The sequence below is a fragment of the Pseudomonas sp. S35 genome (genome assembly GCF_009866765.1).
Classification (GTDB): domain Bacteria; phylum Pseudomonadota; class Gammaproteobacteria; order Pseudomonadales; family Pseudomonadaceae; genus Aquipseudomonas.
In genome coordinates, this window is the sequence record NZ_CP019431.1 from 3,003,073 (window position 1) to 3,016,570 (window position 13,498).

A 13,498-nucleotide genomic window follows, 5' to 3' on the forward strand; every position below is an offset into this window, starting at 1 on the left:
TAATTCTAAAAAGATATTTATTGGAGGTTTTTAAGATCGTTTAGCTTGGACGCTTCTAGAGGATTCTGTTCAAGGAGCGAGCCACCGATGGCCCACGTGCAGTCAATCACCACCTTGCCGTTGCTGGACCTGTCGCAACTCGATGGCACCGCGCAGCAACGCCAGCAGTTTCTCGACGAACTGCGCCTGGCGGCGCGGCATATCGGGTTTTTCTACCTCACCGGCCACGGCATCGACGCGGCGCTGCTGGCCGAGGTGCAGCAACAGGCGCGGGCATTTTTTGCCTTGCCCGAGGCCGACAAGCTGGCGGTGGGCATGCTCAACTCGCCGCATTTTCGCGGCTACAACCGTGCAGCGTCAGAGATCACCCGCGGCCAGCCGGACCTGCGCGAGCAGTTCGACGTCGGCGCAGAGCGCGAGCCCCTAGCTGTGGCCGGGCACCCGGCCGCCTGGGCACGGCTGCAAGGTCCCAACCAATGGCCGGCGGCTTTGCCTCAACTCAAGCCCTTGGTGCTCGGTTGGCAGCAAGCGATGACGCAGATGGCCCTGCGCCTGCTGCGCGCCTTCGCCCAGGCCTTGTCCCTGCCGGAAAATGCCTTCGACGCGCTGTACGGCGACAAACCCAACGAACATATCAAGCTGATCCGCTACCCCGGCCGTCACGCCCAGCAAAGCCGCCAAGGCGTCGGTGCGCACAAGGATTCCGGTTTCCTCAGCTTTTTGCTGCAAGACCAGCAGGCCGGTTTGCAGGTGGAAGTGGAAGAGGGCCGCTGGATCGATGCGTCACCGCGCCCCGACACGTTGGTGGTGAACATCGGCGAACTGCTCGAACTGGCCAGCAACGGTTATCTGCGCGCCACCGTGCACCGCGTAGTGTCGCCACCAGTGGGCAGCGAGCGCTTGTCCCTGGCATTTTTCCTCGGTGCGCAACTGGATGCGGTGGTGCCGGTGTACCAACTGGCGCCCCAGCTGTTGCGCGATGCCCACGGCCCCGAGAGCGATCCGCGCAACCCGTTGCTGCGTGACGTGGGCTGGAACTACCTCAAGGGCCGCCTGCGCTCGCACCCCGATGTCGCCCAACGTTTCTATGCCGACGCCACGCTACCCCAAGCACTGTCCGCCTGATCAGGAGATCACTTATGTTGAAAACAACCGCACTTACCCTGGCGGCCTTGCTGGCCTCACTCAGTGTCTCGGCCGCCGATGCATTGCGCGTGGCCGCCGACCCTATCCCCCACGCGCAGATCCTTGAGTACGTGCAAAAGCTCGACCCGAGCCTGAAGCTGAAGATCATCGAAATCCCCAGCGGCGTGAACTCCAACGAGCTGTTGGCCCATGGCGATGTCGACGCCAACTACTTCCAGCACCTGCCGTACCTCAACTCCCAGGAGCAGGCCCTCGGCCAGAAGTTCGCCGTGGCCGCTACGGTGCATATCGAGCCGCTGGGCATCTACTCCCGCCGTCACACCCGCTTTGACCAAGTGCCGGACAAGGGCACGGTCGCCGTCCCCAATAACGTCACCAACCTCAGCCGTGCGCTGTACCTGTTGCAAGCCAACGGCTTGATCACACTCAAGCCCGGCTTCAACGATGCCGCCAAGGACCAGGCCACGCCCAAGGACATTGCCGAAAACCCCAAGCACCTGAAGATCCTGGAGATTGAGTCGCCGCAAATTCCTCGCGCCCTGGATGATGTAGACCTGGCCGTGATCAACGGCAACTTCGCCCTGGAAGCCGGACTGGAGCCGTCCAAGGATGCGCTGGGGCTGGAGCAGGCCAAGGGCAACCCGTACGCAAATATCCTGGTCACCACGCCCAAGCTGGCGCAAGACCCGCGCATCCAGCAACTGGCCAACGACCTGCGCTCGCCAGCGGTGGCCAAGTTCATTACCGAGAAGTACGCCGGCTCGGTGATCCCGGTGGCGGTCGAATGATCGTTGTCGAGGGCATCAGCAAAACCTACGGCGGTGGCCAGCCGGCGGCGCTGGATAACGTCTCGTTGCAGATTGCCGATGGCGCGATTTTCGGCATTGTCGGGCGCAGCGGTGCGGGTAAAAGCACCTTGCTGCGTTGCCTGAACCTGCTTGAGCGGCCCACCAGCGGGCGCATCCTGCTCGATGGCCAGGACCTGACCCTGCTCAACGACAAGCAACTGCGCCAGCAACGCCAACGCATCGGCATGATCTTCCAGGGCTTCAACCTGCTGCATTCGCGCAACGTAGCGGATAACGTCGCGGTGCCGCTGGAAATCGCCAACGTGCCGAAGGCCGAGCGCGCCGCGCGGGTCGCAGAGCTGTTGGCCTTGGTGGGGTTGAGCGACAAGGCCCAGGCATTTGCGTCACAGTTGTCCGGCGGGCAGAAGCAGCGCGTCGGCATTGCCCGTGCCTTGGCGGCGCGGCCGGCGTACCTGCTGTCGGATGAAGCCACCAGCGCCCTCGACCCGGAAACCACCGCGTCGATTCTTGAATTGTTGCGCGACATCAACCGGCAACTGGGCGTGACCATCGTGCTGATCACCCACGAACTGGACGTGGTCAAGGCGATCTGCGACAGCGCGGTGTCCCTGGCCGATGGCCGCGTGGTGGAAAGCGGCACGCTGTTGCAACTGCAAGCGGACCCGTCCTCGCGCCTGGGTCGTTCGCTGGCGCCAAGCCTGCAAGTGGTGAGGGCCGTATGAAAACCGATTGGAACGACATCCTGCAGTTGCTGCTCAACGCCACCGGTGAAACCCTCTACATGGTATTGCTGGCCGGGCTGTTTACGCTGTTGATCGGCCTGCCCCTGGGGGTGTTGCTGTTCATCAGCCGGCGCGACGGCCTGCTGCCGTTGCCGCGCCTCAACCGGGCGCTGGGCGGGGTGATCAACCTGGGACGCTCATTGCCGTTCGTGGTGATGTTGATCGCGCTGATCCCGCTCACGCGGCTGATCGTCGGCACCACCTTGGGCAGCACTGCCGCGGTGGTGCCGATCACCATTGGTGCTTTTCCGTTCTTTGCGCGCATTGTCGAAACCGCCCTGGATGAAGTGGACAAGGGCCGTATCGAAGCCATCGTGGCGATGGGTGGCGATATTCGCCATGTGATCCTCAAGGTGCTGCTGCCCGAAGCCTTGCCGGCGCTGGTGGCCGGGGTGACCTTGACCCTGGTGATGCTGATCGGTTTTTCGTCCATGGCCGGGGTGATCGGCGGTGGCGGGTTGGGCGATCTCGCTATCCGTTATGGCTACCAGCGCTTCAACAACCAGATCATGGTGGTGACGGTGATCGTGCTGGTGCTGCTGGTGCAGGGCGTACAAAGCCTGGGGGACCGTTGCGTGCGCTCCCTCGCCCATCGCCGCTAAGGCGCGCGCCCGGCCTTGAGCAGCAAGGCCTCAAACACCCGCTGCACCCGCGGCTCATCCGTATGGGCCACGTTGAAGCGCATCGAATCGCGATGGGCCGGGTCGTAGCCAAACAGCGCGCCAGGCGCCAGCACCATGCTGCGTTTCAACGCCTCTTGGGCCAACAGTTCGCCGTTTACCCCCGGTGGCAGGCGCGCCCAGATAAACATCCCGCCTTCATAGGCCATCGGCAACTCACACCCGCAACGCTTGAGCCACTGCTCGACGCGCCCGCCGGCTTCCATCAGGCGTTGGACCATGCGCTTGCGGTGCTTGGCGTAGCTGCCCTCGCTGAGCATGCGGTAGACGATCTGCTCGAACAGCTCCGAGGTTACGCCGCCGCTCATCAACTTCATGTTGGTCAGGTTGGCCGCCAGTTGCGGCGCGGCCACCACGAAGCTGACGCGGGTGTTGGCGCTGAGAATCTTGGAGAACCCCGACAGGTAAGTGACCTGATCCAAACCGGCGACGGCCGCCAGGCGCGGTGGCGGGCTGGGGTGCAAGTCGCCGTAGAGGTCGTCTTCGACGATATGGCACTGGTACTGCTGGGTCAGTTGCAACAGCCGAAACGCCTGGCTGGGGCTGAAGGAATGGCCTGTAGGGTTATGCAGCACGCTGGTGGTCAGGTACAGGCTGGGGCGGTGTTCGGCCAATAGCTGTTCGAGGGCGACGAAATCGAAGCCATCCGAGCGGCGTTGGATCGTGACCACCTTGACCCCGTGCAGGGCCAGGTTGGCGTGGAAGTTGAAGTAGCACGGCGCGTCGAGCAGCACCGTGTCGCCGGGCCGGGCGAGCAGGCGCATCAACATGTCCAGGCCTTGCACGGTGTTGGGGGTGGTGATGATCTGCTCCACCGGCACCGACAAACCTTCGCCGTGCAGCTTCTGTTGCAGGGCCTGGCGCAACGGCAGTAAACCGGCCGGCGTGCCCAACCCCGCGATGCGCAGCGACGGTGCGCGTACCACGCTGCGCATGGCCTGGCGGATGGCGTCGGCGTCCAGCCATTCTTCCGGCAGGTGGCCGCCGCCGGGGCGCAACTCGCCGCTGGCGGTGACCAAGGGGCGACGCAACACGCTGAGCAGGTCCTGGGGTAGCAGGTCGACCCAGGCCACCGAGGCCGGGCGTGCGCTGTCCATCGCCACAAAGTAGCCACGGCCCTGGCTGGACGTGAGCAGGTGGCGCCCGCGCAGGCGGTCCAGGGCTTCATTGAGGGTGAACTTGCTCACACCCAGGGTTTGGGTCAGTTCGCGCACTGATGGCAATTTGCTGCCAGGCGCCCATTCACCGTTCTCGATGGCCTGGCTGAACGCCTCGACGATCTGCTGCACCTTTGGCGTGCCGTCCACAAAGGCGATGGCGGATACAAACATAAACCTTCCTTGTGTTTGCCGGTGATTTTACCGGTGAAGTTAGGCCGGATTAGGCATTACTTTACCTGCCTTGTGCAATGCCAGTCCCCTAGACTGCGCGCCATCTCGCCTGGAAGCGGCGAACTTTCCTATACGCGAGCAATGGATTGTGCATTCTCATGAAGACTTATATGTGTGCGCCCTGCGGATTTATGTATGTAGAAGAATTGGGCATTCCCGAGGACGGAATCCCGGCAGGCACCCCTTGGGAAGAGGTGCCAGAAGACTGGACATGCCCGGATTGCGGCGTGACCAAGGCTGATTTCATGGCCATTGAACTGTAACCCTCCATCACGAAAGGAATCGCTCCATGGAAAGCAAACTGATCAACGCTAGCGTGCCGTTCTGTACCGGCGTAGCCCACCAGAAATACCTGGCCGCTGAAAAAGGCCTGCACACCGCCATCGAAGGCGGCTGCACCCACTGGTACATCGACGGCAGCCTGTTCGGCGAGATGGTCGATGACTGGACCGACGAGCGCATCGCCAGCCTGCAGGAGCAGATCGCGGCCACGGGTGTGAAACCGGTGTACCACGGCAACTTCAAGGCGCCCTTGGGCAGTGATGTGGAAGCCTTTCGCGCAGCGGCCGTGGAGTACGTTAAAAAGGAAGTGGACATCGCCAGCCGCCTGGGTGCGCCGTTGATCATCCACGGTGGCTGCATCGTCGAGCCAAAAATGGTGCTGATGGCCAAGAAGGTCGCCCTGGAGCACTACCTCAAGTCGGTGCAGGAACTGGCGCGCTACGCCGAGGCCAAGGGCGTGGATATCTACCTGGAAAACCTGTCCAACTACGTCAACTATCGGCCGTTCCACTACATCTTTACCCATGAAGCGGAATACGCCTTTGTGTTCGAGCGCCTGCAGGAACACCGCAATGTGTACTTCTTCCTCGACGCCGGCCACGCCAACATTGAAAACGGCCTGCCGGCCGAGGTGGTGCGCAAGTATCACCACCTGATCAAGGGCATTTCCTTCAGCAACAACAATGGCGTGCAGGACCAGCACTTCGGCATTCACGACGGCAATTGCGACTACGCCGATGTGGTGCAGGCCATCGTTGAAACCAACTGGAAAGGCCTGGTGGCGTTCGAAACCCGCAACCAGACCGCCAAGGCCGCCCTCGGTGAACTGGCGGTGATGTATCGCGAATCCCTGACCACCGAGATCGCGGTGGCCTGATGGATGCCGGGACGGGCGCTGGCGTGTCCGTCCTACGGTTGTCGTTTTTACTTATTCAAGGCCCAGGCCCATGACCACTGCGTTAACGCTGTCTTCGTTTCTCTACTTCCTGCTGTTCTGCGCCACCATGACCTTTAGCCCTGGCCCCATGACCTTGCTGCTGCTGAGCCTGGGCCTGAAGGACGGCTTGCGCAGTTCGATCCCGGCGCAGATCGGCGCCAGCGTGTCGTACCTGATTTCGATCCTGATCTTTGCCGTCGGCTTCTCGGAACTGATCAAGGGCAACCTCGCCATCACCCAGGCCATCCAGTTTGTCGGCGTGGCCTATATCCTCTACCTGGCCTACAAGCAGTGGACCAGCAGCGGCGTGGCGATCGGCAAGGCCGGCGCCGTGGAAGGCTCGCGCAGCCTGTTCGGCAAAGGGCTGCTGACCGGGTTTTCCAACCCCAAGACCATCATCATGTTCAGCGCCGTGTTCCCGCAGTTTGCCGGGGCAGGGCAGCACAGTTCGGCGGCAGATATCGCCATCCTCGGCGCGACCTTCCTGTTGCTGCAATTTGCCAGCGGCTGCCTGTATTGCTACTTCGGCCAGCGCATCAAGCACGTACTGGAAAACCCCAAGCGCCGCGTGTTGTTGCAGCGCGTCACTGCGGTGCTGTTGTTGGGTGTGGCGTTGATGCTGGCCCGGGGCTTTTCCCACTAAGCGCTTTGGATCGGGCATTTGGCGGGTGATGAGCTTATGAATGGTAGTGGCGAATTGCTGGCGCCCTGATAGACTCCAGGCATTCATCCAGGATTACATCCGACCATGCCAGCCGACGGAGGAAAGGGACTTCCGCTCGCTACCCGCTTGTACAAATCCCGTACCTTGGGGCTGACGCTCGGTTTGGTATGCGTGGTGTTTGGCATGTACCCACTGGACCCACCGCTGTGGGTGTGGGCCTGGATGCTGATCAACGCGTTTGTCTGGCCGCACCTGGCGTTCCAACTGTCTTCGCGAACTGCAAACTCGCTGCGCAGCGAGCGCCGCAACTTGTTGTTCGATTCGTTCTGCGGCGGGTTCTGGGTCGGGGCCATGCACTTCAATCCGCTCCCTAGCGTGACCACCCTGTCGATGATGACCATGAACAACGTGGCCATCGGCGGCCCGCGCTTCATGTTGGCCGGGTGGGTGGCGCAGGCGCTGGGCATTGGCGCCTCGTTGTTGATCTTTACGCCAGCCTTCCTGGCCGTGACCACCCAGGCCCAACTCTATGCGTGCCTGCCGATCCTGATGCTGTATCCGCTGGCGCTGGGCTGGATCTGCTACCGCCAGGCGGTGACCCTGGCCCGGCACAAACGCGAATTGCTTGCCCTGAGCCGCACCGACAGCCTGACCGGTCTGCTCAATCATGGCGCGTGGAAAGACCACCTCGAAATCGAATTCCAACGCTGCCGCCGCGAACAACAGGGCGCCGCGATTGCGCTTATCGACATCGACCACTTCAAGACCATCAACGACACCTACGGCCACGTCACGGGCGATATCGTTTTGCGCCAACTCGGTAAAATACTGCGCCAGAACCTGCGCGCCACCGACCTGGCCGGACGCTACGGCGGCGACGAGTTCTGCGTGATCCTGCCGGGGATGCCCCTCAACCGCGCCACGGAGGTGATGGACGCCTTGCGTGACCGCTTCAACGCGTTGGCCTACGCCCAGGACCCGGCCCTGCGCGCCAGCTTGAGCATCGGCCTGGCGCCGTATCAACCAGAACATGCTGACTCTATCGGTTGGCTCAACGATGCCGACCTGGCGCTGTACGAAGCCAAGAGCAGTGGGCGCAACCGGGTGAGTGCGGTGCAGGGGAGTTGGTTACGGTCCGTTTAGTGGGGTAGGGTGGGGCCGCCCCTCCCAACAAAAAACAAGGATCGGTTTATGCTTTTCACCTTCCCCCGTACCCTCCTGGCCGCCACGCTGGCCTTGTCCTTCGCACTCCCGGCCTACAGCGCCGAACCCCACAAGCAGATCCAGGCGGATGCCGAACAGTACAAGGCCGAGGCGCTGAAACTGCTGGAGCGCTTGGTGAACATCGACTCGGGCTCCGGCTACGGGCCCGGCTTGACCCAGGTTAGTGACATCGCCGTCGATGAACTCAAGCAACTGGGCTTCAGCATCCAACGGGTGCCGGATGCGGCCGCCAACAGCAGCCATGTGATCGCCACCCTCAAGGGCAGCGGCAAGGCCAAGATCTTGCTGATGGCCCATATGGACACCGTGTTCAAGGAAGGCTCCGCCGCCGAGCGCCCGTTCCACATCAAGGACGGCCGCGCCTATGGCCCAGGCGTGATGGATGACAAGGGCGGCATCGTCGCCGGTATCTACGCACTCAAAGTCCTCAAAAACCAAGGCTTCAAGGATTATGCGCAGATCACCTTCCTGCTCGACGCCAGCGAAGAAACCGGCTCCGACATCGCCTCCGACCTGATCCGCACCACCGCCAAGGCCCACGACGTGACGCTGAACCTTGAGCCAGGGCGCCCAGCCGACGGCCTGGTGGTCTGGCGCAAAGGCAGCGCCACCGCCGTGGTCGAAGTCAAAGGTAAAGCCGCCCACGCCGGCGTCGCCCCGGAACTGGGCCGCAACGCCGCCATGGAAGCCGCGCACCAGATCCTGCAACTGGGCAAGTTGGGCGATGAAGAGAAGAAAACCACCATCAACTTCACCGTGATCAACGCCGGCGACCGCACCAACGTGATTCCTGACCAAGCCACCGCCAAGGCGGATGTGCGCGCGGCACTGCCGGAGGAGTTCGATCGGATCGAGAAAGACCTGGTGCGGGTTTCCGCGAACAAACTGATCCCGGAAACCGAAGTGACCACCACCCTCAAACGCGGCCTGCCGCCGATGCCGCAAACGGCGGAGTCGGACAAATTGGTGGCGATTGCCCAGGGGATTTATGGCGAGTTGGGTAAGACATTGACCATTGAAGGCAGCGGTGGGGCGGCGGATGCGAGCTTATCGGCCGGGGTGGGCACACCGACCTTGGATGGGTTTGGGATTGTGGGCGGCAATATCCATACGGCGCAGGAGTATGCGCAGGTGGAGAGTGTCGCGCCTCGGGTCTACTTGCTGAGTCGGATGATCATGGAGCTGTCGAAGCGGTGATTGGCAGGCTCACTCATGCACCATGAGTGAGCCTGTTTTTCTGGCCGATGCTTGTTATGTCGCTTTGCAGCTCGACGTATTGGCCTGGCACGCGTCGTGGGCTGCAGCTTATCCGGCGCTTGCGTGGGAAGGTTCAACAACCTTCGTCTTCTGCCGCCCCAGCACCAAACTGCACAGCGCCGGCAAGAACAACAGCGTCAACAGCGTGCCCACCAGCACCCCTCCGATCAGCACGTAGGCCAGGGACGACCAGAACACCGACAACGTCAGCGGAATAAACGCCAGCGCCGCTGCCAGCGCGGTCAAGATCACCGGCCTGGCGCGCCGCACCGTGGCTTCGACGATGGCCTCGCGTATCGCCATGCCGTGCTCCTGGTTCTGGCGGATCTGGTCGGTAAAGATCAGCGTGTTGCGCATCAGAATGCCGCCGATGCCGATCAGCCCCAATATCGCGTTGAAGCCGAACGGCTGGTTGAACAGCAGCAGCGTCGGCACCGCACCGATCAAGCCCAAGGGCGCGGTGGCAAACACCATGAACATCACCCCGAAGGAGCGCACCTGGAACATGATCACCGTGAGCGTCAGCAGGATCATGATCGGGAACAGCGCGGCCAGGGCGACGTTGGCCTTGGCGCTTTCTTCCACCGGGCCGCCGATGTCGATCCGGTAGCCGACGGGCAGCTTGGCGATCAGCGGTTGCAGGTCTTTGTACACGGCCATTTCCACGTCCGGCGGTTGGACGCCGTCGATGATATCGGCGCGCACTTCCACGGTGCTTGCCCGGTTACGACGCTTGAGGATCGGTTCTTCCATCACCGCCTGGAAATGCCCGACCTGGGCCAGGGGCACCGACGTGCCGGCGCTGTTGGTCAGGGTCATGTTGTTGAGGTTGCCCAGGTTCTCGCGCTGGTTGCCCTGGGCCCGGGCCACCACGGATACCGTGCGGTTGCCTTCGCGCACCTCGGTAATCGGGTTGCCACTGAGCAGGGCGTTGAGCTGGGATTTGACCTCGTTGGGCGTGAAGCCCAGCAGGCGCAGGCGGTCCTGGTCGAGCACCAGGCGGTAACCGCTGGTGCGCTCGCCCCAATCAAGGAAGGCGTCCTTGGTCAGCGCGTTGGCGGCGACGACTGTGCGCACGTCTTCGGACAGGCCGCGCAGCACCTCCAGATTCGGGCCGGACACACGGAACACCACCGGGAAGGGCACCGGCGGACCGAATAGCAATTGCGTGACGCGCACCCGCGCCGCCGGGAATTCGCCCGCCGCGATACGCTCACGCATGCGCAGCTTCAGCGCGTCGCGGGCATGGGCATTCGGGGTTTGCACGATCAGTTTGGCGAACGCCGGGTCCGGCAGTTCAGGGTTCAGCGACAGGAAAAAACGTGGCGCGCCGCCGCCCACATAGGTGTCGACCATGCTCGTCTGGGGTTCTTGCAGCAGCGCCTTTTCCAGTTGCGCCGCCACCGCCTCAGTGCTTTTGAAGGCGCTGCCGGGCGGCATATACACCTCCAGAATCAGCTCGGAGCGGTCGGAATCGGGAAAGAACTGCTTCTTCACCACCCCCATGCCCAGCCCGCACAGCACAAATGCAGCCACTACCAGCCCCGTCACCAGCCAGCGCCTGCGCACACAGAGTTCCACCACGGTGCGCAGTTTCTGGTAGTGGCGGCCGGCGTAGATGGCGTCGTGGCCACCGGGTACCGGTTTGATGTTCGGCAGCAGCTTGACGCCCAGGTACGGGGTGAACACCACCGCCACCAACCACGACGAGATCAACGCGAAGCCGACGATCCAGAAGATATTGCCGGCGTATTCCCCAGCGCCCGAGCGTGCAAAGCCCACCGGCAGGAAACCGATGATGGTCACCAGGGTGCCGGTCAGCATCGGCGCGGCGGTGGAACTCCAGGCGTAGGTGGCGGCGTGAATGCGGTCAAACCCCTCTTCGAGTTTGACCACCATCATCTCGATGGCGATGATCGCGTCGTCCACCAGCAGGCCAAGGGAGATGATCAACGCGCCGAGGGTAACGCGGTCGAATTCACGCCCGGTGACCAGCATGATCACGAACACCACGGACAGCGTCAGCGGCACCGCAGCGGCCACCACCAGGCCCACGCGAAAACCCAATGCCAACAGGCTGATGATCATCACCACCGCCAAGGCAACGAAGAATTTCAGCATGAATTCATTCACCGCCAGGCTGATGTTTTTTGCCTGGTCGGAGACCTTGGCGAAATTCACCCCCAGCGGCAGGTCGGCGTGGATCCGCGCTTCCTCGGCCTTGAGGCGCTTGTCCAGTTCCAGGCCGTTCCAGTGTTTCTCCATGATCACCCCGAGCATCAGCGCCGGGTCGCCCTGATGGCGGATGCGGTAGCTGGGCGGGTCTTCATAACCGCGGCTGACGGTCGCCACATCGGCAATGCGCAGCAACCGGCCATTGCCTTCCAGCGGTACGTTTTCGATCAGCGCCAGGCTGTCGAAGGCCCCGTCGATACGGATATAGGCACGGGCACCGGCGGTTTCCACAAAGCCTGACGGTGCCACCGCGTTTTGTGCGGCAAGGGCGGCGAAGATCTGCTCGGGCTTGATGCCCAGGGTCGCCAGGCGCTCATAGGAAAACTCGACAAAAATCCGCTGGGGCTGTTCGCCGAGGATATTGACCTTCTTCACCCCCGGCAGATTGAGGAAGCCCTGGCGCAGTTCCTCGGCCATCTGCACCTGCTGGCGATGGGGCATGTGCTCGGCTTCCAAGGCGTACAACGCAAAGTACACATCTGAATATTCATCGTTGAAGAACGGCCCGATCACCCCGTTGGGCAGCCTCGACGCTTCATCGCTGAGCTTTTTGCGGGTCTGGTAGAACAGGTCCTGGATCTCGCTGGGGCGGGTGGACTCCAGAAACGTCATGCGCATCGACACAAAACCCGGCTGGGCGATGGTCTCGACGCGGTCGTAGTAGTCCAACTCCTGCAGGCGTTTTTCCAGGCGATCGGCGATTTGCTCCTGCATTTCCTGGGCTGTGGCGCCGGGCCAGGCGGCGGTGATGGTCATCACCTTGACGGTGAAGGAGGGGTCTTCGGCGCGCCCCAGTTTGCCGAACGAGAAAATCCCGGCGGCAAGGATCGCGATGATCAGGAACAACGTGACGGCGCGGTGCTTGACCGCCAGTTCGGAGAGGTTGATGCCGCGCATGCTCATTGGTCCTGTTTGCGGTTGAGGGCCAGTGCCTGGGCGGGCAGCAGACGCACGGCATCACAGCTGTGCAGCAGGTGCGCGCCGAGAGCGACGATGACCGTGCCTGGGCTCACGCCGCTGTCGAGCAAGGCATCTTCCTGGCCGAGGCTGACGACGTTGACGGGGGTAAACGCGACTTTATTATCCGCGCCGATCACCCACACCCCGGTGCCTTGCCCGGCATCGTGCAACGCGCCGATAGGCACACGGGTCTGCGGCGCCTGGCCGTTGCCTTGCAGGCGCACGGTAATGGTCGAGCCGAGGGCGAAGCGGTCGACGGCGCCGTGCAGTACGTAGCGGGCGCGGTAGGTGCGGGTGGTGGGATCGGCACTGGCGGAGAGTTCGCGCAGGGTGGCCGTGACAGCCTGGTCGGGGGCGCCGAACGGCGAGGCCAAGGCTTTCTGCGAGGCTTGGTCGCGCTGGTTTTCCGGCAGGTTGACGAGGGCTTCGCGGGCGCCATCACGGGCCAGGCGTGCAACGATCTGCCCTTCGGCGACCACTTGGCCACGGTCGACGCGCACGTCGGTGATGATGCCGTCGCCGTCGGCCTTGAGCACCGAATAGGTACGACGGTTCTCGATCTGGCTGGCGTCCGATTGCGCCGAGGCCAACTCCGCTTCGGCAACGCGCAGGTTGGTCGCCGACTGGTCGAAGATCTGCCGCGACACGGCGCCGGTACTGGCCAGGCGCTGGTAGCGGTTGGCATCATCGCGACGTTGGCGCAGTTGGGCCTGAGCGGCATTGACGCGGTTTTTGGCCGAGCGCAGGGCCAGTTCGAAGTCGCCGATATCCAGCACCAGCAAGGTGTCGCCACGGGACACATGCTGGCCGGGATCGACCTTGCGTTCGATCACTTTACCGCTGACCCGAAAGCCCAAATCGCTTTCTGTACGGGCTGCGACCACACCGGTGTAGGCGCTTTGTTGCGTGCCGCCAGCTTCGACCCTGGCGGCGAGCACCGGGCGCGGTTGGGGCGTTTGGGCGGCGGTGTCGGCCTCGCTGTTGCAACCGCTGAGGGCCATCAGCAAGGCCAGGGGCTTGAGAAGACGTAGGGGGAGAGGGTTCATGTCGGGCTCCAGGGGATGGCCAATGGACAAAAAATTATGGACATAATTTTTTGCTCATATTATGGTCGAAATATAAATTAATCCA

Annotated in this window: 12 protein-coding genes; 9 read left to right on the top strand and 3 right to left on the bottom strand. The window is 62.7% G+C overall.

Annotated features, from left to right (window positions below; genetic code table 11):
- Nucleotides 1-87: 87 nt before the first annotated feature.
- From PspS35_RS13245 to PspS35_RS13260, 4 genes are read left to right on the top strand one after another with little or no spacing between them, the layout of a single operon-like run.
- Nucleotides 88-1,125 carry an isopenicillin N synthase family oxygenase gene (locus PspS35_RS13245; protein WP_159935137.1) on the top strand — a complete coding sequence of 346 codons (1,038 nt, stop codon included), beginning with the start codon at nt 88-90 and terminating at the stop codon, nt 1,123-1,125.
- 14 nt (nt 1,126-1,139) lie between these two features.
- Entirely contained in the window at nt 1,140-1,934 is a 795-nt protein-coding gene (locus PspS35_RS13250; RefSeq protein ID WP_159935139.1) for a MetQ/NlpA family ABC transporter substrate-binding protein, read from the top strand.
- On the top strand, nt 1,931-2,677 hold the full coding sequence (locus tag PspS35_RS13255; RefSeq protein ID WP_159935141.1) for an ATP-binding cassette domain-containing protein: 747 nt from the start codon (nt 1,931-1,933) through the stop codon (nt 2,675-2,677). The genes PspS35_RS13250 and PspS35_RS13255 overlap by 4 nt, the downstream gene beginning before the upstream one ends.
- The gene (locus PspS35_RS13260; RefSeq protein ID WP_159935143.1) at nt 2,674-3,339 is read left to right on the top strand and encodes a methionine ABC transporter permease; all 666 of its coding nucleotides are present in this window, start codon (nt 2,674-2,676) and stop codon (nt 3,337-3,339) included. Before PspS35_RS13255 ends, PspS35_RS13260 begins: the two co-directional genes overlap by 4 nt.
- Here PspS35_RS13260 and PspS35_RS13265 read toward each other — a convergent pair.
- The gene (locus tag PspS35_RS13265; RefSeq protein WP_159935145.1) at nt 3,336-4,748 is read right to left on the bottom strand and encodes a PLP-dependent aminotransferase family protein; all 1,413 of its coding nucleotides are present in this window, start codon (nt 4,746-4,748) and stop codon (nt 3,336-3,338) included. The two genes, PspS35_RS13260 and PspS35_RS13265, sit on opposite strands and share 4 nt — an antisense overlap.
- A gap of 158 nt (nt 4,749-4,906) precedes the next feature.
- Between PspS35_RS13265 and PspS35_RS13270 the strand changes: the two genes are divergently transcribed.
- The 5 genes from PspS35_RS13270 (at nt 4,907) to PspS35_RS13290 (ending at nt 9,112) form a co-directional block, all read left to right on the top strand.
- Nucleotides 4,907-5,071 (top strand): rubredoxin, encoded by a 165-nt coding sequence (locus PspS35_RS13270; protein ID WP_016968943.1) that lies wholly within the window; start codon nt 4,907-4,909, stop codon nt 5,069-5,071.
- Nucleotides 5,072-5,097: 26 nt separating this feature from the next.
- Complete coding sequence (locus PspS35_RS13275) at nt 5,098-5,967, top strand: sugar phosphate isomerase/epimerase family protein (protein ID WP_159935147.1); 870 nt, start codon at nt 5,098-5,100, stop codon at nt 5,965-5,967.
- Between the two features lie 70 nt (nt 5,968-6,037).
- Nucleotides 6,038-6,670: a LysE family translocator gene (locus PspS35_RS13280; protein ID WP_159935149.1), complete on the top strand. Its 633-nt coding sequence runs from the start codon at nt 6,038-6,040 to the stop codon at nt 6,668-6,670.
- Nucleotides 6,671-6,775: 105 nt separating this feature from the next.
- Nucleotides 6,776-7,834 (top strand): diguanylate cyclase, encoded by a 1,059-nt coding sequence (locus tag PspS35_RS13285; protein WP_159935151.1) that lies wholly within the window; start codon nt 6,776-6,778, stop codon nt 7,832-7,834.
- A 48-nt stretch (nt 7,835-7,882) separates the two neighbouring features.
- Nucleotides 7,883-9,112 (top strand): M20/M25/M40 family metallo-hydrolase, encoded by a 1,230-nt coding sequence (locus PspS35_RS13290; protein WP_159935153.1) that lies wholly within the window; start codon nt 7,883-7,885, stop codon nt 9,110-9,112.
- 108 nt (nt 9,113-9,220) lie between these two features.
- Here the strand turns inward: PspS35_RS13290 and PspS35_RS13295 are convergent, their stop codons facing one another.
- Both PspS35_RS13295 and PspS35_RS13300 read right to left on the bottom strand, forming a co-directional pair.
- On the bottom strand, nt 9,221-12,304 hold the full coding sequence (locus PspS35_RS13295) for an efflux RND transporter permease subunit (RefSeq protein ID WP_159935155.1): 3,084 nt from the start codon (nt 12,302-12,304) through the stop codon (nt 9,221-9,223).
- A 2-nt stretch (nt 12,305-12,306) separates the two neighbouring features.
- A complete protein-coding gene (locus PspS35_RS13300; RefSeq protein ID WP_159935157.1) occupies nt 12,307-13,413 on the bottom strand; it encodes an efflux RND transporter periplasmic adaptor subunit in 1,107 nt (368 codons plus the stop codon).
- Nucleotides 13,414-13,498: the final 85 nt, after the last annotated feature.